This window comes from Streptomyces sp. Ag109_G2-15, assembly GCF_900215565.1.
In the GTDB taxonomy this organism is placed as follows: Bacteria; Actinomycetota; Actinomycetes; order Streptomycetales; family Streptomycetaceae; genus Streptomyces; species Streptomyces diastatochromogenes.
The window spans coordinates 5,940,493-5,958,605 of record NZ_OCNI01000001.1; the positions used below are offsets into that span (position 1 = coordinate 5,940,493).

At 72.1% G+C, this 18,113-nt stretch carries 19 protein-coding genes; 10 read left to right on the forward strand and 9 right to left on the reverse strand.

All coding sequences use genetic code 11. From position 1 onward, the window contains the following. The first annotated feature begins 9 nt into the window (after window positions 1-9). The 7 genes from argC (at window position 10) to CRP49_RS26825 (ending at window position 6,305) form a co-directional block, all read left to right on the forward strand. On the forward strand, window positions 10-1,038 hold the full coding sequence (gene argC, locus CRP49_RS26795; protein WP_097255695.1) for an N-acetyl-gamma-glutamyl-phosphate reductase: 1,029 nt from the start codon (window positions 10-12) through the stop codon (window positions 1,036-1,038). After that, window positions 1,035-2,186 (forward strand): bifunctional glutamate N-acetyltransferase/amino-acid acetyltransferase ArgJ, encoded by a 1,152-nt coding sequence (gene argJ / locus CRP49_RS26800; RefSeq protein WP_097255696.1) that lies wholly within the window; start codon window positions 1,035-1,037, stop codon window positions 2,184-2,186. Before argC ends, argJ begins: the two co-directional genes overlap by 4 nt. Continuing rightward, window positions 2,183-3,088 carry an acetylglutamate kinase gene (gene argB, locus CRP49_RS26805; RefSeq protein ID WP_097255697.1) on the forward strand — a complete coding sequence of 302 codons (906 nt, stop codon included), beginning with the start codon at window positions 2,183-2,185 and terminating at the stop codon, window positions 3,086-3,088. The genes argJ and argB overlap by 4 nt, the downstream gene beginning before the upstream one ends. Beyond that, window positions 3,085-4,302, forward strand: a complete 1,218-nt coding sequence (locus CRP49_RS26810) for an acetylornithine transaminase (RefSeq protein ID WP_097255698.1) — start codon at window positions 3,085-3,087, stop codon at window positions 4,300-4,302. The genes argB and CRP49_RS26810 overlap by 4 nt, the downstream gene beginning before the upstream one ends. A gap of 7 nt (window positions 4,303-4,309) precedes the next feature. Then, window positions 4,310-4,855 (forward strand): arginine repressor, encoded by a 546-nt coding sequence (locus CRP49_RS26815; protein WP_094216894.1) that lies wholly within the window; start codon window positions 4,310-4,312, stop codon window positions 4,853-4,855. 96 nt (window positions 4,856-4,951) lie between these two features. Beyond that, the gene (locus CRP49_RS26820) at window positions 4,952-5,539 is read left to right on the forward strand and encodes an RNA polymerase sigma factor (RefSeq protein ID WP_094216895.1); all 588 of its coding nucleotides are present in this window, start codon (window positions 4,952-4,954) and stop codon (window positions 5,537-5,539) included. Continuing rightward, complete coding sequence (locus CRP49_RS26825) at window positions 5,529-6,305, forward strand: hypothetical protein (protein ID WP_097255699.1); 777 nt, start codon at window positions 5,529-5,531, stop codon at window positions 6,303-6,305. Before CRP49_RS26820 ends, CRP49_RS26825 begins: the two co-directional genes overlap by 11 nt. Before the next feature lie 17 nt (window positions 6,306-6,322). On the opposite strand, the gene CRP49_RS26830 is transcribed toward CRP49_RS26825, so the two are convergent. Beyond that, window positions 6,323-7,210, reverse strand: coding sequence for a serine/threonine-protein kinase (locus CRP49_RS26830; protein ID WP_097255700.1), 888 nt, complete (start codon window positions 7,208-7,210; stop codon window positions 6,323-6,325). Then, window positions 7,207-9,042: an ABC transporter ATP-binding protein gene (locus CRP49_RS26835; protein ID WP_097255701.1), complete on the reverse strand. Its 1,836-nt coding sequence runs from the start codon at window positions 9,040-9,042 to the stop codon at window positions 7,207-7,209. Before CRP49_RS26835 ends, CRP49_RS26830 begins: the two co-directional genes overlap by 4 nt. 68 nt (window positions 9,043-9,110) lie before the next feature. Between CRP49_RS26835 and CRP49_RS48045 the strand changes: the two genes are divergently transcribed. Then, window positions 9,111-9,242: a hypothetical protein gene (locus CRP49_RS48045; protein WP_257033494.1), complete on the forward strand. Its 132-nt coding sequence runs from the start codon at window positions 9,111-9,113 to the stop codon at window positions 9,240-9,242. A gap of 190 nt (window positions 9,243-9,432) precedes the next feature. Here CRP49_RS48045 and CRP49_RS26840 read toward each other — a convergent pair whose 3' ends face one another. From CRP49_RS26840 to CRP49_RS26860, 5 genes are read right to left on the reverse strand one after another with little or no spacing between them, the layout of a single operon-like run. Continuing rightward, window positions 9,433-10,236: an FAD:protein FMN transferase gene (locus CRP49_RS26840; protein ID WP_257033495.1), complete on the reverse strand. Its 804-nt coding sequence runs from the start codon at window positions 10,234-10,236 to the stop codon at window positions 9,433-9,435. Continuing rightward, window positions 10,229-11,020, reverse strand: coding sequence for an FMN-binding protein (locus tag CRP49_RS26845; protein ID WP_179851759.1), 792 nt, complete (start codon window positions 11,018-11,020; stop codon window positions 10,229-10,231). The genes CRP49_RS26840 and CRP49_RS26845 overlap by 8 nt, the downstream gene beginning before the upstream one ends. Before the next feature lie 16 nt (window positions 11,021-11,036). Continuing rightward, window positions 11,037-12,419: a ferric reductase-like transmembrane domain-containing protein gene (locus CRP49_RS26850; protein WP_179851760.1), complete on the reverse strand. Its 1,383-nt coding sequence runs from the start codon at window positions 12,417-12,419 to the stop codon at window positions 11,037-11,039. Between the two features lie 58 nt (window positions 12,420-12,477). Next, window positions 12,478-12,936, reverse strand: coding sequence for an FMN-binding protein (locus tag CRP49_RS26855; protein WP_097255702.1), 459 nt, complete (start codon window positions 12,934-12,936; stop codon window positions 12,478-12,480). 8 nt (window positions 12,937-12,944) lie between these two features. Further along, window positions 12,945-14,297, reverse strand: coding sequence for a ferric reductase-like transmembrane domain-containing protein (locus tag CRP49_RS26860; RefSeq protein WP_097255703.1), 1,353 nt, complete (start codon window positions 14,295-14,297; stop codon window positions 12,945-12,947). Between the two features lie 154 nt (window positions 14,298-14,451). Here CRP49_RS26860 and CRP49_RS26865 point away from each other — a divergent pair, with 154 nt between their 5' ends. Further along, a complete protein-coding gene (locus CRP49_RS26865) occupies window positions 14,452-15,192 on the forward strand; it encodes a response regulator transcription factor (RefSeq protein WP_097257549.1) in 741 nt (246 codons plus the stop codon). Beyond that, window positions 15,189-16,706, forward strand: a complete 1,518-nt coding sequence (locus CRP49_RS26870) for a cell wall metabolism sensor histidine kinase WalK (RefSeq protein WP_097255704.1) — start codon at window positions 15,189-15,191, stop codon at window positions 16,704-16,706. Before CRP49_RS26865 ends, CRP49_RS26870 begins: the two co-directional genes overlap by 4 nt. On the opposite strand, the gene CRP49_RS26875 is transcribed toward CRP49_RS26870, so the two are convergent. Together CRP49_RS26875 and CRP49_RS26880 are read right to left on the reverse strand one after the other, a co-directional pair. Continuing rightward, window positions 16,693-17,394, reverse strand: a complete 702-nt coding sequence (locus CRP49_RS26875; protein WP_097255705.1) for a L,D-transpeptidase — start codon at window positions 17,392-17,394, stop codon at window positions 16,693-16,695. The genes CRP49_RS26870 and CRP49_RS26875 overlap by 14 nt on opposite strands. 3 nt (window positions 17,395-17,397) lie before the next feature. Beyond that, window positions 17,398-17,985, reverse strand: coding sequence for a pyridoxamine 5'-phosphate oxidase family protein (locus tag CRP49_RS26880; RefSeq protein WP_097255706.1), 588 nt, complete (start codon window positions 17,983-17,985; stop codon window positions 17,398-17,400). Between the last annotated feature and the right edge of the window lie 128 nt (window positions 17,986-18,113).

Genomic DNA, 18,113 nt, shown 5'->3' on the forward strand with positions numbered 1-18,113 from the left:
AGGATGGACATGGCGGTACGTGCGGCGGTGGCCGGAGCGAGCGGGTACGCGGGCGGAGAGGTCCTGCGCCTGCTCCTCGCGCACCCCGAGGTCGAGATCGGTGCCCTGACCGGCAACTCCAACGCCGGCCAGCGGCTCGGCGCGCTCCAGCCGCATCTGCTGCCGCTGGCCGACCGGGTGCTGACGGAGACCACGGCCGAGGCCCTCGCCGGGCACGACGTCGTCTTCCTGGCGCTGCCCCACGGGCAGTCCGCCGCCGTCGCCGAGCAGCTCGGCCCGGACGTCCTCGTGGTCGACATGGGCGCCGACTTCCGGCTCAGGGACCCGGCCGACTGGGAGACGTTCTACGGCTCCCCGCACGCCGGCACCTGGCCCTACGGCCTCCCCGAACTTCCGGGCGCCCGCGCCGCGCTGGAGGGGTCCAAGCGCATCGCGGTGCCCGGTTGCTACCCGACCGCCGTCTCCCTCGCCCTGTTCCCGGCCTACGCGGCCGGCCTCGCCGAGCCCGAGGCGGTGATCGTCGCCGCGTCCGGCACCTCCGGCGCGGGCAAGGCGCCCAAGCCCCACCTGCTCGGCAGCGAGGTCATGGGCTCCATGTCGCCGTACGGCGTCGGCGGCGGCCACCGGCACACCCCCGAGATGATCCAGAACCTCAGCGGGGTGGCCGGGGAGCGGATCTCCGTCTCCTTCACGCCGACCCTCGCGCCGATGCCCCGCGGCATCCTCGCCACCTGCAGCGCGTCCGCCCGGGACGGGGTGACCGGCGAGTCCGTGCGCGCCGCCTACGAGAAGGCCTACGCCGACGAGCCGTTCGTCCACCTGCTCCCCGAGGGACAGTGGCCCGCGACGGCGTCCGTCTACGGTTCCAACGCCGTTCAGGTGCAGGTCGCGTACGACGCGGCGGTGGGCCGCATCATCGCGATCAGCGCCATCGACAACCTGACCAAGGGCACCGCGGGCGGTGCCGTACAGAGCATGAACATCGCCCTGGGTCTCGACGAGACCACGGGACTTTCCACGATCGGAGTCGCACCGTGAGTGTCACGGCAGCCAAGGGATTCCAGGCGGCGGGCATCGCCGCCGGGATCAAGGAGAACGGCAACCCCGACCTGGCCCTCGTGGTCAACGACGGGCCGCGCCGTGCCGCCGCGGGCGTCTTCACCTCCAACCGTGTGAAGGCCGCGCCGGTGCTCTGGTCCGAGCAGGTCCTGGGGGGCGGCCAGGTGTCGGCCGTGGTCCTCAACTCCGGCGGCGCCAACGCCTGTACGGGCCCCAAGGGCTTCCAGGACACGCACGCCACCGCCGAGAAGGTCGCCGAGGTGCTCGGCCGGGGCGCCATCGAGGTCGCCGTCTGCTCCACCGGCCTCATCGGCGTGCTGCTGCCCATGGACAAGGTCCTCAAGGGAGTGGAGACGGCGGCCGGGTCCCTCAGTGAGCACGGCGGCGAGAAGGCCGCCATCGCCATCAAGACCACCGACACCGTCCACAAGACGTCCGTGGCGGCCCGGGACGGCTGGACCGTCGGCGGCATGGCCAAGGGCGCGGGCATGCTCGCGCCGGGCCTGGCCACCATGCTCGTCGTGCTCACCACCGACGCCGACCTCGACGACGAGGTGCTGGACCGGGCGCTGCGCGCCGCGACGCGCACCACCTTCGACCGCGTCGACTCCGACGGCTGCATGTCCACCAACGACACGGTGCTCCTGCTCGCCTCCGGTGCCTCCGGCATCACCCCGGAGTACGACGAGTTCGCCGAGGCCGTACGCCAGGTCTGCGACGACCTCGGCCGGCAGCTCATCGGCGACGCCGAGGGCGCCAGCAAGGACATCAAGGTCGAGGTGATCAACGCCGCGACCGAGGACGACGCCGTCGAGGTGGGCCGCTCCATCGCCCGCAACAACCTCCTCAAGTGCGCGATCCACGGCGAGGACCCCAACTGGGGCCGCGTGCTCTCCGCGATCGGCACCACGAGCGCCGCCTTCGAGCCGGACCAGCTCAACGTCGCCATCAACGGCGTCTGGGTGTGCAAGAACGGTTCGGTCGGCGAGGACCGCGAGCTGGTCGACATGCGCTACCGCGAGGTGCACATCGTCGCCGACCTCGCGGCCGGTGCCGAGACCGCCACCATCTGGACCAACGACCTCACCGCCGACTACGTCCACGAGAACAGCGCCTACTCGTCATGAGCACTCGTAAGCACACGGCCCTGCCGAAAGCCCAGATCCTCATCGAGGCGCTGCCCTGGCTGACCCGGCACCACGGCAAGATCGTCGTCATCAAGTTCGGCGGCAACGCCATGGTGAACGAGGAGCTGAAGTCGGCCTTCGCCCAGGACGTCGTCTTCCTGCGGCACGCCGGCCTCAAGCCGGTCGTGGTGCACGGCGGCGGCCCCCAGATCAGCGCCGCCCTCGACCGGCACGGCATCGTCAGCGAGTTCAGGGCGGGCCTCAGGGTCACCACCGAGGACGCCATGGACGTCGTACGGATGGTGCTGGCCGGGCAGGTGCAGCGCGAACTGGTCGGGCTGCTCAACCAGCACGGCCCGCTCGCCGTGGGCCTGACCGGCGAGGACGCCCACACCATCACCGCCACCAAGCACCAGCCCGAGATCGACGGCGAACTGGTCGACATCGGGCGGGTCGGCGAGATCACCGCGATCGACACGGGCGCGATCGAGGCCCTGCTGGCCGACGGCCGCATCCCGGTCGTGTCCTCGATCGCCCGATCCCAGGACGACGGACATGTCTACAACGTCAATGCTGATACGGCGGCTGCGGCACTCGCTGCGGCACTGGGGGCCGAGACCCTCATGGTCCTCACCGACGTCGAGGGCCTCTACGAGGACTGGCCGAACAGCGACGAGGTGATCAGCCGCCTCACCGCGTCCCAGCTGGAGAAACTGCTGCCGGAGCTGTCCTCCGGCATGGTGCCGAAGATGGAGGGCTGCCTGCACGCCGTGCGCAACGGCGTCACCACCGCCCGCGTCATCGACGGCCGGGTCCAGCACTCGATCCTGCTGGAGATCTTCACCGACGAGGGCATCGGCACGATGGTCGTGCCCGACGAAGCCGAGGGGGAACAGTCATGACGGGTACCGCGACCAACGCAGAGCTGACCGCGCGCTGGCAGGGCGCGCTGATGAACAACTACGGCACCCCGCGACTGCCCCTCGTGCGCGGTGCGGGCACCAAGCTGTGGGACGCCGACGGCGGGCAGTACCTGGACTTCGTCGGCGGTATCGCGGTCAACGCGCTCGGCCACGCCCACCCCGCGGTCGTCGAGGCCGTCAGCAAGCAGATCGCCTCCCTCGGCCATGTCTCCAACCTGTTCATCGCCGAGCCGCCCGTCGCCCTCGCCGAACGCCTCCTGCAGGTCTTCGGCCGGGACGGCAAGGTCTTCTTCTGCAACTCGGGTGCCGAGGCCAACGAGGGCGCCTTCAAGATCGGCCGGCTGACCGGGCGCACCCACATGGTGGCGACCACCGGCGGCTTCCACGGCCGGACCATGGGCGCCCTCGCGCTCACCGGCCAGCCCGGCAAGCAGGCGCCGTTCCTGCCGCTGCCCGGCGACGTCACCCACGTGCCGTACGGCGACGCCCAGGCGCTGGCCGCGGCGGTCACGGAGGAGACGGCGCTCGTCGTCATCGAGCCGATCCAGGGCGAGAACGGGGTCGTGGTGCCCCCCTCCGGGTACCTGAAGGCGGCCCGGGCGATCACCGCGGCCAGCGGGGCGCTGCTGGTCCTGGACGAGGTGCAGACCGGCATCGGCCGGACCGGGAACTGGTTCGAGTACCAGGCCCACGAGGGCGTCCTGCCCGACGTCGTCACGCTCGCCAAGGGGCTCGGCGGCGGGTTGCCGCTCGGTGCCACCGTGGCCTTCGGGCGGGCCGCCGAACTGCTCCAGCCCGGCCAGCACGGTACGACCTTCGGCGGCAACCCGGTCGCCTGCGCTGCGGGGCTCGCCGTCCTCGACACCATCGCGGACGAGGGGCTGCTGGAGAACGTGAAGCGGCAGAGCGGCGCCCTGCGCGAGGGAATCGAGGCGCTCGGCCACCCGTTGATCGATTATGTCCGGGGCGCGGGCCTCCTGCTGGGTATCGTGCTCACCGGGCCGTTCGCAGCGCAGGTGCAGCAGGCGGCCCAGGAGGCCGGGTTCCTGGTGAACGCGCCCGCTCCCGACGTCGTACGGCTGATGCCGCCGCTGAACCTGAGCGACGACGAGACAGGCGCCTTCCTCGAGGCGCTGCCTGGCATCCTCGGCACAGCGAACCCAGCGGATGGGGACGGACGATCCGGAGAATGAGACGACGATGAGCCAGGCGCAGGACCACGAGCAGGCGGCGGGTGCCGGGCCGGCCGTGCCGCAGACCCGCACCGCACGGCACCGCCGGATCGTGGACATCCTCAACCGGCAGCCGGTGCGGTCGCAGAGCCAGCTGGCGAAGCTGCTCGCCGACGACGGGCTGAGCGTGACCCAGGCGACACTGTCGCGGGACCTCGACGAGCTGAACGCCGTCAAGATCCGCAACAACGACGGCGACCTGATCTACGCGGTGCCGAGCGAGGGCGGCTTCCGCACGCCGCGCGCTCCGCTGGGGGAGTCGGCGAAGGAGGAGCGGATGCGGCGCCTGTCCCAGGAGCTGCTGATCTCCGCCGAGGCCTCCGCCAACCTCGTGGTCCTGCGCACCCCTCCGGGGGCCGCCCAGTTCCTCGCCTCGGCCATCGACCAGGCCGAGTTGCACGACATCCTCGGCACCATCGCGGGCGACGACACGCTGCTGCTGATCAGCCGGGATCCCACCGGCGGGCAGGCGCTGGCGGACCATCTGCTGCGGTTGGCCCAGAACGGTCACTGACGGGCGCCGCCCGGGGGACGGGCGGACAATGGGAATGTGATCTTCCGCCGCGAAGGCCGGGCAATCTCCTGGCGGGGGCGGACCGTATATGGAGGTATGCAGGGGATTCGGTTCCCGGTGGGCCGGCTCCCGGACGAGGCTCTGCTGTCCGGGCTGGCCACCGGCGACCCGGAACTCGCCGCCACCTTTGTACGGAGGTTCCAGCACACGGTCTTCGGTGTCGCCATCGCCGTCACCGGGGACCCACAGCTCGCCGAGGACATCGCCCAGCAGACGTTCGAGCGCGCGTGGCGTCATGCCCAGATCTACGACCCGCGCCGTGGCTCGGTGGCGACCTGGCTGACGACGATCGCGCACAACCTCGCCGTGGACGCACTCCGTTCCCGGCGGAGCGAGCCGATGGCGCCCGAGGACCTCGACGTGCTCCTCGACGTCGTCAGCGAGACGCCCGAGCAGTGGGCGCTGGCCGACGAGGCCTCGGCCCGGCTGCGGGCCGCCGTGGCGGAACTGCCACGGGAACAGGGACGTGCCCTGGTGATGGCGGGCATCTACGGAATGACGGCCCAGCAGATCGCCGACTGGGAGAAGATCCCGCTGGGGACCGCCAAGACGCGGATCAGAACCGCGATGGCAAAGCTGCGGAACACGCTCACGTCTCCGAAGCGAGGCGACCATGGCCAGTGACGTGACCTGCGAGAGGCTCCGGGAGAACGGCGCCGAGTTGGCACTCGGCGTGCTGTTCGGGCGTCAGCGGGCCGAAGCGGTCGAGCATCTGGAGCAGTGCGCGGACTGCCGGGAGTACGTCGAGCACATGACCCTCGTCGGCGACCGGCTGATCGGCCTGCTGCCGCCGGCCGAGCCGCCGACCGGGTTCGAAGCCCGGGTGTCGCGCGGACTGACCCGTGCCGCGACCGCGCCCGAGGGCCGCCCGCACGCGCACCCGTCGGCACCCGAGCACAAGGGCTTCCGTGGCCGCGCCCGCCGGGCCCGGCTGCGTATGGCGTCCGCCGTGGCCGCCCTCGCCCTCGCCTGCGGATTCGCCGGCTGGGGGATCAGCACCGCCGTCGAGGCGATCACGGCCGCGCCGGTCACCGCGGTCGAGAGCGAGCCCGTGCTGGTCGGCGACCTGACCTCGCCCCTCGGGGCCGAGGAGCCGGCCGGCGAGGTCTACGCCCACCCCGGGCCCCCCGGCTGGGTCGCCATGTCCGTCGCTCTCACCGGTTCCCACGCCTCGTACACCGGCAAGGTCGCCTGTCTCCTGGAGCATCCGGACGGCACCACCACCCACATCGGCGACTTCGCCCTGCGCAACGGGCACGGCAACTGGGCCGCGTCGACCCCCGTCGACCCCTCGGCGATCTCGGGCGCCCGCCTGACCTCCTCCGACGGCACCGTCCTCGCCACGGCCGATCTGCAGGTCGGTCAGGTCCAGACCCCGGATGTGGATTGAACCCGGCCCAGGCGGCCTCAGGCGTGGGTGGTGAGGAGCCGCGGGCCGGGTGACGTCGCGTCGAGGGCGGCGGCCAGTTCGGCGACGGTGGGCCGGGACGCCGGGTCGGCGCGCAGACAGCCGTCGACGGCGGCGGCGAGGGCGGCCGGCAGACGCCGCCGGGCCGTGATCGAAGGGGCGCTCCGCTCCAGCTGCGGATAGCGGTCCGCCCGCTCCCCGTCGCAGGAGTCGTAGGACTTGTAGGGCTCGTCCGCGGTCCCGCCGCAGTCGAACGGCACGTCACCGCAGGCGACCTCGTACAGCGTGATGCCGATCCCCCACACGTCGGCCGCGGCCGTGAGCGGCCCGCCGCGGGCCTGCTCCGGAGCGAGATAGCAGAACGTACCCAAGCCCGCGGGCGCGTCACCGGGCGGCCGGGCGACGCTCAGGTCCAGCACCTTCGCATGACCGCAGTCCACCACCACGTTGGACGGCTTGAGGTCCAGGTGCAGCAGGCCCCGTCCGTGCAGGTAGTGGACCGCGGAACACAACTGCACCCCGAGGAGCGCCACGTCTGCCGCGGTCGGCCGCCGCGGCAGCCGGTCGATCAGGTGGGACAGCGTCTCACCGGTCAGGGTCTCCAGGACGACGAGCGGCTCGGGCGACTCGAAGGTCTCGTAGGCGCGCACCAGGTGGGGATGGGTGAACTCGCACAGCCACCGGCCCTCCCGCAGCAGCCGCTCGCGCAGCGGGTCCTCGTCCAGGCGGTCGGGACGCACCAGCTTGATCACACAACGGCAGGCCCGCTCCTCGCTCCAGGCGTCGTAGACGTCGAGCCAGCCGGTGCGCGTCAGATGCGCCAGGACCTCATAGCCCGGGGCCGGTCTCGCACCCGGTGCGAGGGAGGGCGGGGCGGAGTCGCTCACGACAGGACCCTCCCCTGCGGCGCGGTCCCGGTCATGGCGTTCAGCCGGTGCAGCCGGGCGTACGTCCCGCCGCGCCGCAGCAGGTCGTCGTGGGTGCCGTGCTCGACCACCCGGCCGCCGTCCAGTACCGCGATGTGCGTGGCGTCGCGGACGGTCAGCAGGTTGTGGGAGATGACGACGGTCGTCCGCCCGGCCATGAGCCGGCGCAGCGGGTCCATGATCCGCCGGCCGGACCGGACGTCGAGCCCGGTGGTCGGCTCGTCCAGCAGGAGCACGGGCGCGTTTCTGATCATCGCGCGGGCGATGGCCAGGCGCTGGCACTGTCCGCCGGAGAGCGTCCGGCCGCGCTGGCCGACTAGCGTGTCGTACCCCTCCGGCAGCTCCTCGATGAACTCGTGCGCGTCGGCGGCGCGCGCCGCCGTGACGATGTCCGCCTCGGTCGCCTCGGGCCGGCCGTAGGCGATGTTCTCCCGCACGGTGCCGTGGAAGACGAGCGTCTCCTGCAGGACCACCGCGACGTTCTCCCGTACGTCGGACAGGCGCAGGGTGCGCAGATCGGTCCCGTCGAGGCGGACCGCTCCCCGGTCGGGGTCGTAGAAGCGCAACTGCAGCTTCGCGACGGTCGACTTGCCGGCCCCGCTGGCCCCGACCAGCGCCAGTGTCTCGCCCGGTGCCACATGGAAGGACAGGCCCGACAGCGCCCAGGACGCGGTGCCGGGATAGCGGAACCAGACGCCGTCGAACTCCACGTCACCGCGCGCCCGGCCGATCCGCCGGGCACCGGGGGCCTCGGTCACCTGCGGCCGCTGGTCCAGCATCTCGATGATCCGCTCCGCCGAGGCGGACGCCGCGTAGAAGGTGGTGCCGAGGCGGGACAGGCCCCGGACCGGGCTGTAGAGCTTGCCGATCAGCGCCAGGAAGACCAGCAGCCCGCCCAGCGTGAGCTGGCCCTGGGCCAGCTTCCAGGTGCCCAGACCCATGACCGCGAGGCCGCCGGACACCTCGATGACGTCGACGATCGGTCCGTAGACGCCACGGATCCGCGCCGAGGCCATCGCCGCCCGGAACTTGCCGATGTTCTCCCGCTCGAACCGCTGCTCCTCCCACGCCTGCCGGTTGTAGGCCTGCACGAGCGCGACGTTGCCCAGCGACTCCTCGGCGATCGCGCTGAGCGAGCCGCTACGGCGCCTGCGCTCCCGCGAGGCCGCCTTGATCAGCTTGGAGAAGTGCCGGGCCGTGCCCCAGAACAGCGGCACGATGACCAGGGCGAGGAGGGTGAGATCCCACTGGAGGTAGAGCAGCAGGCCGAGGTACACGCCCAGGCTGATCACGTAGTAGACGGCGTCCGCCACCCCGGAGAGCAGGAACGTCTCGACCGCGTCGACATCGCCCGTGACGCGCGACAGCACGTCCCCGAGCCGCCGGCGTTCGAAGAATCCGAGCGACAGCCCTTGGACGTGCCGGAACACATCGGAGCGAAGTGTGAGCAGGAAGCGTTCGCCGACCCAGGTGGACGTCAGGTCGTCGGCGAAGCCCAGCACGCCGGAACCGACGATGAGCCCCAGATAGGTGGGTGCGATCCACAGGAGCGGTCGCAGATCGCGGGGGACGAGCACATCGTCCACCACGATCTTGAAGAGCCAGATCTCCGCGGCGTCGACGACGGGGCCGATCAGGCTGAAGAGCAGGATGGGCACGAGCCAGCGCCGGCCACCGCGGGTGTACGGCCAGAACCGCCGGAACACCTCGCGCGGGGGCACCGGGGGCGCGGCCGGCACCACGGCGTCGGACGTCTCGCCCGCCGAGAGCAATCGCCGCAGGACATGCGCCATGGCGTGTGTTCCTCGGGGATCGGCGAAGCGGGCCGGGTCCTTCCGAATCCGGTCCGCTCAGCCTCCGTGTGCGCTCAGTAGCCGTTGTGGCCGTGGTCGCCGTGACGGTCGCCGTGGTCACCGTGGCGGTCGCCGTGGTCGCCGTGACGGTCGCCGTGGTCGCCGTGGCGGTCCCCGTGCCCGGAAGAGTCGTGCCCTGACGAGTCACCGCCGCGGTCGTGGCCCTTCGCCGGCATGAGACTGCTGAAAATAGCCATATGCGTTCCTCCTGAAACTTGCCCCACAGGGGATACGTCCCAGCGCGGGAGTTGGATGGCCATCCGGCACAACTTGGTAGAAACATCAAAAATTCCGGCTTCTCGGACCCGATGTGCTTCTCGGACCCGATGTTCAGCCGAGCCGCGCCGCCAGCCCCCCGGTGCACCGCACCTCGTCACCCGCCGTGATCAGCAATGCCTCCACGTCCGGCAGCGACTCGAGCCACGCGAGCCCGGCCCTCGACCCCATCGCGAACGCCGCCGTGGCCCAGCAGTCCACCCACGTCAGCCGGGGCCCCACCACGGTCACCGCCACCAAGTCCGTCACCGCTGACCTGCCGGTACGCGGATCCACGATGTGGTCGCCCCGCTCCGCCGTACCGGACGTCGCCACCGACAGCTCGTCCACTCCGGCCGCCGAGATCACCGCCGCCAGCCCACCGGGGCGCAGCGGATCCGACACCCCGACCCGCCACGGCCGCTGCGGCTGCGGCGCGCCCAGCAGCTGGACGTCACCGCCGCCGTTGACGCTGACCCCGCACACCCCGTCCACCGCGGCCAGCAGCCGCGCCGCCCGCTCCGCCGACCAGCCCTTCACGATCCCGGTCGGGTCCAGCGACCCGCGGTACCGGGTACTGAACCACCCGTCGCTCACCCGCTCCGCCTCGGCCGCCAGCTCCAGCACCTCGGCCACCTCGGGAGCGCACTGGGCCACGGTCAGCTCGCCCCGGGCCAGCCGCGAGACCTCGCTGTCCTCGCGGTAGGTGGAGAAGAGCGCGTCGACCCGGTGCAGGCCCGCGACCGCCTCCGCCAAGGCCTGCCGTACGGCACGGGGTTCCCCGCCGCGGACGTCGAAGGAGAAGACGGTCCCCATGACCTCCTCCGCATGGCGCACCGCGGCGGGAGCTTCAGCCGGCTCGGCCACCGTGTCAGCCACCGGCCTGGTCCAGCGCCGACTGCAGCGACTGCTTGTAGCCGGTGCTGGTGTAGGTGGCCCCGGAGACGGCGTCGATGTTCGCGGTCCCGGCCGCCACGGCCTCCTGGTTGAGCTTGGGCACGGCGAGCGCGGTCTTCTGGTCGCTGAGTCCGCCCTTGGGCGCCTGGACCGCGTCCGCCTTGGTGATCTTCCCGTCGCTGACCGTGATCCGGACCTGGACCGTGCCGTACTGGGTCTGGACGGCCTTCCCGGTGACGGTACGGGCCTGCGCCTGGGCCGAGCCGGAAGACGAGCCGGAAGAGGACCCTGAAGACGAGCCCGACGACGCCTTCATCTTGTCCAGCGCCGACTGCAGCGACTTCTTGTACCCCGTGCTCGTGTACGTCGCCCCGGACACCGCGTCGATCTGCGCACTCTGCGCCGCCACGGCCTCCTGGTTCAGCTTGGGCACCGCGAGCGCGGTCTTCTGGTCGCTGAGTCCGCCCTTGGGCGCCTGCACCGCCTCCGCCTTGGTGATCTTGCCGTTCGCGACGGTCAGCCGTACCTGCACGGCCCCGTACTGGGTCTGCGCCGCGTCTCCGGTCACCGTGCCGGCGGACGCCCCGGCATCCTGCGCTCCGCCCTGCGGCGCCTCCTGCGCCGCCGCCGTCTGCTGCGGTGCCGCGCCCGCGGCCGACGCGGCCGCCGGATCCGAGGCGGGCTTCAGCGACAGCAGCAGCACGACACCGGACACGGTGGCGGCGGTGGCCAGCACGACGCGCCGAATGGGGTGGCTCTTCCTCATCGCTTGCAGCTCCCGCTCACATCTCGAACGACTCGTGGTGGATACGCCGTGCGGGGACTCCCGCGCCGCGCAGTGCCTCGTACACCGACTGCGCGAACCCGGGCGGGCCGCACATGAAGACATCGTGGTGATCGATGTCCGGGATCTTCCGCTGGAGGTTCTCCGCCGAGATGTCCGGCCGCTCGCCCTCGGGGCTGTTGACCGCGTACATCAGCCGGGCGCCGCGCTCCTTGGCGATCGCGGCCAGCTCGCCCCACAGGGCCAGGTCCTGGGTGGTGTTGGCCCGGTAGAGCAGGGTGATGTCACCGGACGCGCCGGGCAGCGTCTCGAACAACGCCCGCATCGGCGTGATGCCGACCCCGCCCGCGACCAGCAGCACCTTGCCCTTGCTGCGCCGCTGTGCGGTGAGCGCGCCGTACGGGCCCTCCGCCCACACCCGGGTGCCGGGCGTGAGTTCGCGCAGCCGGGCGCTGTGGTCGCCGATCGCCTTCACCGTGATCCGCAGCATGTCGGGGCGGGGCGCCGCCGACAGCGAGTACGGGTGCGAGCTGAACCGCATCCCGGGCGCGAGGAACCGCCAGCGGAAGAACTGGCCCGCCTCCGCGCCCATCCGGTGCAGCTTGCGGCCGCCGATCAGCACGGACACGATGCCCGGCGTCTCCTCGATCACGGCTGCCACGTGCATACGGTGACGGAGGTTCAGCCGGAGTGGGGTGAGGATCCGGTACCAGACCACGAGTGCGGTGACGGTGCCGTAGAGCCCGTACCAGAAGGTCTTGGCGGTCGGCTCGACCGCGAAGTCGTTGCCGGAGGTGATCTGGTGCCAGAACGTCAGGAACACGGCCGCGTACGTGAGCAGGTGGACGTGGTACCAGGTGTCGTACGGCAGCCGGCGGCGGACCGGGCCGATCGACGTCAGGCCGATGACCACGAACAGGCCCGTGCCGATGGCGGCCTTGCCCATGTCCGGCAGCTGGTTGATGGAGTCGATGGTCTGCTGGACGATGTCGCCGAGCGACTTGCCCGCCTGGAGCGCGTACCCCCACATGGTGAGGAAGACGTGCGCGACGATCAGGCAGAGCGTGTAGCGGCCGCTCATCGCGTGCCAGCGGGCCACCCGGTCGGAGCCGACGCGCCGTTCCAGCGCCGGTACGCGCGCCATCTGGAGCACGACCAGCGCCATCAGGTAGCCGGCCAGCAGGCCGGTGATCCGGCCGGCATTGAGGATCTTGCCGTTGTCGTCGGCGATGGACGGGGTGTTGTGCCACCAGAGCCACAGCACGGCCACCGCCCCCGCCCCGACCGCGAGCAGCAGCGGTACGGCCGGGGAGCGGCGCGGGCGGATGCGGCGCATCGTCTGGCGGCGGGCGGCACGTCCGCCTGCGAGCGTGGTGGTCACGGTTCCTCCGTGGGACTTGACCCTTGGCCCACAGATACGTGCCGCATGCGCTGAGTGTTCAGAGGCCTGCCGAGTCGAGGGCGGACTGGAGTGACTGGCGGTAACCATCACTGGTGTACGTGGCCCCCGAGACCGTGTCGATCTGCGCGCTCTGGGCGGCCAGGGCCTCGCGCCGCAGCTGGGGCAGGGCGTAGCTGTTGATCTCCTGGTCGCGCGGGTTGTCCTGCGGGTAGCTGACGGCCGTCACGTCCGTGAGCGTGCCGCTCTTGATGGTCACCCGCACCTGGACCGGGCCCCACCGGGTCTGGACGGTGTCGCCGGTGACGGTCTTCGTCCCCGAGCTGGAGCCGGCCGTCGGGCTCGAACCGCTCGACGTCGTGGGCGACTTGGTGCTCGCCGTCGCCAGCGTGGGACTCGTGTGCGGCTTCAGCGACAGCAGCAGCACCATCCCGGAGACGGTGGCCGCACTCGCCAGCACGATGCGGCGGAGCGGGCGGTTCTTGTTCAACGCGTGCACGGAAGGCCTCACAGCTCGAACGACTCGTGGTGGATACGACGGTCCGGGACCCCGGCCGCCCGCAGCGCGCCGTACACGTCCTGGGCGAAGCCGTGCGGACCGCAGATGTAGACGTCGTGGTCGGCAAGCCCCGGGAAGGTCGCCCGCAGCGACTCCGCCGTGATGCTCGGCCGCTCCCCGCGCGGCCCGTTGAGCGCGTACAGCACCTGCGCGCCCCGCCAGCGGGCTATCGCCTCCAGCTCGCCGCCCAGTGCCAGGTCCTCGGCACCGCGCGCCCGGTAGAGCAGGGTGACCTCGCCGGGCAGCGTCTCGAACAGCGCCCGCAGCGGGGTGATGCCGACACCGGCCGCGATCAGCAGGGACCGCTGCCCGGTGGCCCGCTCCGCGGTCAGGGAGCCGTACGGGCCCTCCGCCCACACCCGGGTGCCCGGCCGCAGCAGCGCCACGGCCGCGCTGTGGTCGCCCAGCGCCTTGACCGTGATCCGCAGCAGGTCCGGGCGCGGCGGCGCCGACAGGGAGTACGGCGTCGACGTCCAGCCCATGCCCTCGCCGAGGAACCGCCAGCGGAAGAACTGCCCCGGCCGCGCGCCCAGCTCGTCCAGGTGCCGCCCGCGCACGACGACCGAGTACACGCCCGGCGCCTCCTTCTGCACCGACTCCACCCGCAGCCGGTGCCGCCGGTTGAGCCGCACCGGGGCGAGCACCCGGAACCACAGCACCAGGGCCGCCACCCCGAGGTGCAGCGCGTACCAGACGGCGGTGGCCACCGGCTTGCCGTTGAACTCCTCGCCCAGCGCCAGCTGGTGCCCGAAGGCGAGGAAGACGGCCGCGTAGGTGAGGAGGTGGACGTAGTACCAGAACTCGTAGCTCGTGCGGCGGCGCGCGGCCCGTACCGAGGTGACGCCGACCGCGAAGAGGATCACCGTGCCGGCGGTGGCCTTGAGCATCTCCGGGTAGTCCAGCACGACGGTGACCGCCTCGTGCCACAGCGAGGCCCGGTCCTGGGCGGCGTACCCGGCCAGGATCAGCGCGATGTGCGCGACGAGCAGGCAGACGGTGTACCGGCCGGCCATCGCGTGCCAGCGGGCCACCCGGTCGGAGCCGATCCGCACCTCCAGCAGCGGCACCCGCGCCATCAGACCGACCAGCACCGCGCAGGCGTACCCGCACAGCAGCCCGGCGATCCGCCCGGCCCCGGTCAGCCAGCCCGCCGCACCGACCACGGCCCCCGTGTCCGCCCACCAGAGCGCGACCACGGCCGCCGCTCCCGCCCACAGCACGGCCAGCACGGGCCCCGCGGGGGAGCGCCGCGCGGTCAGGGGCCGGGGCGGGGCCGCCCGCCCCGCGTCCACGGTGGTCATGAATGGTCGTCCCTTCGTCCGTCGTGCCAGGCCACTGTGCGGTCCGAACCTCTGAGACACCTCTGAGCGGCCGCCGTACCCAGCGGACTCAGAGGAAACTCAGAGCCGCCCGGGCGGCCGGCCGCCCCGCGCACGAGCGATGCTGGTAGACGCGATGAACACCACCCGCTCCGGCCGCCCGGCCCTCACCCGACCCGACGGCACTCCGCTGCGCGTCCTCGTCGTCGACGACGACCCCGACCTCGCGGAGGTGCTCACCGGCGCCCTGCGCTACGAGGGCTGGGAGGTGCGCGCGGCCGGCGACGGCGCCGCCGCGGTCACCGCCGCGCGGGAGCTGCTGCCCGACGCCGTCGTCCTGGACGTGATGCTCCCGGACACCGACGGCTTCGCCGTGCTGCGCCGCCTGCACGAGGTGAAGCCGGACGTCTGTGTGCTCTTCCTCACCGCACGGGACGCGGTCGAGGACCGCATCGCCGGCATCACGGCGGGCGGCGACGACTACGTCACCAAGCCCTTCAGCCTGGAGGAGGTCGTCGCCCGGCTGCGCGGACTGCTGCGCCGCGCGGGCATGGCCCGCCAGCTGGAGGAGGGGCCCCGGCTGACCGTGGGCGACCTGGTCATGGACGAGGAGGCCCGCGAGGTGACCCGCAGCGGCGAGCTGATCGAACTCTCGCCGACCGAGTTCGAACTCCTCCGCTTCCTCATGCGCAACCCGCGCCGGGTGCTGAGCAAGGCGCAGATCCTCGACCGGGTCTGGTCCTACGACTTCGGCGGCCGGGCCCATGTCGTCGAGCTGTACATCTCCTACCTGCGCAAGAAGGTGGACGCGGGCCGCGAACCCATGATCCACACGGTCCGCGGCGCGGGCTACGTCCTGAAGCCGGTGCCCCGGTGAGGTCCGTACGACGCCTGCCCCGCCCGCGCACCCTGCGCGCCCGTCTCACCGTCGGGCTGGTGGTACTGCTCGCGGTGAGCTGCGCCGCCGTGGGACTGGCCGCGGTCGTCGAACTGAACGGCTTCCTCACCCAGCGCCTCGACGAACAGCTCACCCAGGTCGGCACCCGGTTCCCGGAGAGCCTGGAGCACCACGGCCGGATGCCCGACGATCTCCCCCAGTCTCGAAAGGACTCGACCGGGGGGACCCCCATCGGCGACGAGCACGGCGACACCCGCCGCCTGGCCACCGGCACCTTCGGCGCCCGCCTCCTGAACGGTGAGGTCACCAACATGGGGCTCATCCGCTCCGGCGACCCGTCCGCGGACCTGAGCGTGGACCTGACTGCCAGGGACCGGAAGCGGCTGGCCGCCGTACCGGCCGACGGCAGACCCCACACCGTCGACCTCTCCGCCCTGGACGACTACCGGGTCGTCGCCACCCCGGGCCGGGACAAGGACGTCCTGATCGTCGGCCTGCCGCTGGAGCCGGTCCAGGCCGCCGTCCACCGCCTCGAACTGGTGGCCGGCGTCGTCTTCGGCCTGGCCCTGGTGGCGACCGGCGTGGCCGGGGCCGGCTGGGTCCGCTGGTCGCTGCGCCCGCTGAGCAGGGTGGCGGCGACCGCCACCCGGGTCAGCGAACTCCCGCTCGCCAGCGGCGAGGTGGCCCTGCCGGCCCGGGCCCCGGAACCCGACTCCCGCAGCGAGGTCGGCCGGGTGGCGGCCGCCTTCAACCGCATGCTGGGCCACGTCGAGGACGCCCTGACCAAACGCCAAGCCAGCGAGGAGCGGCTGCGCCGCTTCGCCGCCGACGCCAGCCATGAACTGCGCACCCCGGTCGCCTCGGTACGCGGCCACGCCGAGCTGGCCCTCCTGCACCCGGGTCCGGTCCCACCGGAGGTGACCCGCGCCCTGGAGCGCATCGCCGCCGAGTCCTCCCGCATGGGCGACATGGTCGACGACCTGCTCCTGCTGGCCCGCCTCGACGCGGGCCGCCCGCTGGAGCGCCGCCCCGTCGACCTGACCCACCTGGTCCTGGACGCGGTGACGGACGCCCGGGCCGCGGGCCCCGAGCACCGCTGGACCCTGAACCTCCCGGAGGAACCGGTCACGGTCACGGGCGACACCCACCGTCTGCACCAGGTGCTGGCCAACCTGTTGGCCAACGCGCGTCTGCACACACCCGTGGGCACGAAGGTGACGGTGACCCTGGAGACCGAGGACGGCTCGGCCCGCCTCTCGGTCCACGACGACGGCCCCGGCGTCCCCGAGGACGTCCAGCCGGGCGTCTTCGAACGCTTCACCCGCGCGGAACACCGCCGCCGCCAGGACGCCTCCGGCGGCGGAGCCGGCCTCGGCCTGTCCATCGTGGCGGCGGTGGTCGAGGCGCACGGCGGGAGCGTCGGGCTGGAGAGCAGGCCGGGGGCGACGACGTTCACCGTACGGCTGCCGGCGGGCGAGGTCAGTAACGGGTGATGGCCGTGGCGCCGTCCACGGTGCCGATCGCGATGTGCGGTTTCCTGCCGGGGTCAGCCCACTTCAGGATCCGCCGCATCGCGTCCTCGGGGACGGAGACACAGCCGGCCGTGGCCGCCTTCCCGTTGACGTGCAGGAAGATCCCGGCACCGCGTCCGCGCACCGGGCGGTCGTAGTTGAACCCGACGACCAGCCCGTACGCGTACTGCGTCGGGTAGGAGCCCAGCCGCTCGGACTCCGAGGCGCGGCAGTCGGCCGGCAGCGGATCCACCCAGCGGTTGTACGCGGTGGAGTCGACGTCCTCGCACCACCAGGAACTCTCCTTCACCGCCCGGTACGCCACCCGTGTCCCGCTCGGCGCGCCCTTGATCCCGAAGGCGAACGGAAGGCGGTACAGACCGGTCGGCGTGGTGTTCGTTCCCTGCTTCCGCGTCCGCCCCTCCACCAGGCCCTTCGCCCCGAACCGCGCCGGAGCGGACCCGGCCCGCACCCACTGCCCGTCCCGCCGGTCCCACCAGGTGACCGTGCCGGAGGTCGAGCCGGTGCCCGGTGCCCGGGCGGTGATCAGCTGGGTGCCGCCCCCGGTGTCCGCCATCCGCGCGGGCAACGGCACCGGCCCCGGCCCGGGCGTGAAGCCGAGCAGGCAGACGGACGCGGACACGAGGGCGACGACGACACCTGGGCGCATGGCTCAGACGGTAGAGGGTGGGAGCGGCAACGGCAGCCCGGGTAGGCCGTCCAGGCTCGTCGCGATGTGCTCCTTCTTGGCGAAGTAGGCGCTCAGCGAGTCGTCGTCCTCGCGGGCGAACCGCTTGGCGTGCAGGTCGCGGTCCTCCTCGTAGGCCATGTGGGGGACGGCGTATCCACAGCTGTCCCGCACCAGTTCGGCGTGGACGACGATGACCGCGCGCAGGCCGTGCAGGTTCGGGTCGATGTCCGGGAAGCGGGCGAGCAGGTCCCGGAAGCGCGGGTCGTCCCGGAAGACCGCCTCGCCCCGGCCGTGCACCCGCACGATGTTCGGCGGGCCCTGGAAGGCGCACCACATGAGGGTGATCCGGCCGTTCTCCCGCAGATGCGCGATGGTCTCCGCGTTGGACCCGGCGAAGTCCAGGTAGGCCAGGGTGAGTTCGTCCAGCACCACGAACGAGCCCTTGAGGCCCTTGGGAGAGAGGTTGACCGTGCCGTCGCCGGCGAGCGGCGCGGTCGCCGTGAAGAAGATTGGCTGCTCCTCGATGAACGTCCGGAGCCTGCCGTCTATGCGCTCATAGGTCTTTCCCATGTCTAACGATTATTGATGAAAGTCGTTCGCCCGTCTAAGGAATTACCGGATCCGCTCGGCTGGATCCGCTCGACCGGATCCGCTCGGCCCGATCCACCGCGGCCGCCCCGGCCGGCGCTGTCCCACGG

Coding starts and splice junctions, on each gene's coding strand:
- CRP49_RS26820 (WP_094216895.1), top strand. CDS start 4,952: ATGCAGGGGATTCGGTTCCCGGTGGGCCGGCTCCCGGACGAGGCTCTG.
- CRP49_RS26815 (WP_094216894.1), top strand. CDS start 4,310: ATGAGCCAGGCGCAGGACCACGAGCAGGCGGCGGGTGCCGGGCCGGCC.
- CRP49_RS26875 (WP_097255705.1), bottom strand. CDS start 17,394: ATGCGCCCAGGTGTCGTCGTCGCCCTCGTGTCCGCGTCCGTCTGCCTG.
- argC (WP_097255695.1), top strand. CDS start 10: ATGGCGGTACGTGCGGCGGTGGCCGGAGCGAGCGGGTACGCGGGCGGA.
- CRP49_RS26860 (WP_097255703.1), bottom strand. CDS start 14,297: ATGACCACCGTGGACGCGGGGCGGGCGGCCCCGCCCCGGCCCCTGACC.
- CRP49_RS26865 (WP_097257549.1), top strand. CDS start 14,452: ATGAACACCACCCGCTCCGGCCGCCCGGCCCTCACCCGACCCGACGGC.
- CRP49_RS26835 (WP_097255701.1), bottom strand. CDS start 9,042: ATGGCGCATGTCCTGCGGCGATTGCTCTCGGCGGGCGAGACGTCCGAC.
- argB (WP_097255697.1), top strand. CDS start 2,183: ATGAGCACTCGTAAGCACACGGCCCTGCCGAAAGCCCAGATCCTCATC.
- CRP49_RS26825 (WP_097255699.1), top strand. CDS start 5,529: ATGGCCAGTGACGTGACCTGCGAGAGGCTCCGGGAGAACGGCGCCGAG.
- CRP49_RS26845 (WP_179851759.1), bottom strand. CDS start 11,020: ATGAGGAAGAGCCACCCCATTCGGCGCGTCGTGCTGGCCACCGCCGCC.
- CRP49_RS26810 (WP_097255698.1), top strand. CDS start 3,085: ATGACGGGTACCGCGACCAACGCAGAGCTGACCGCGCGCTGGCAGGGC.
- CRP49_RS26880 (WP_097255706.1), bottom strand. CDS start 17,985: ATGGGAAAGACCTATGAGCGCATAGACGGCAGGCTCCGGACGTTCATC.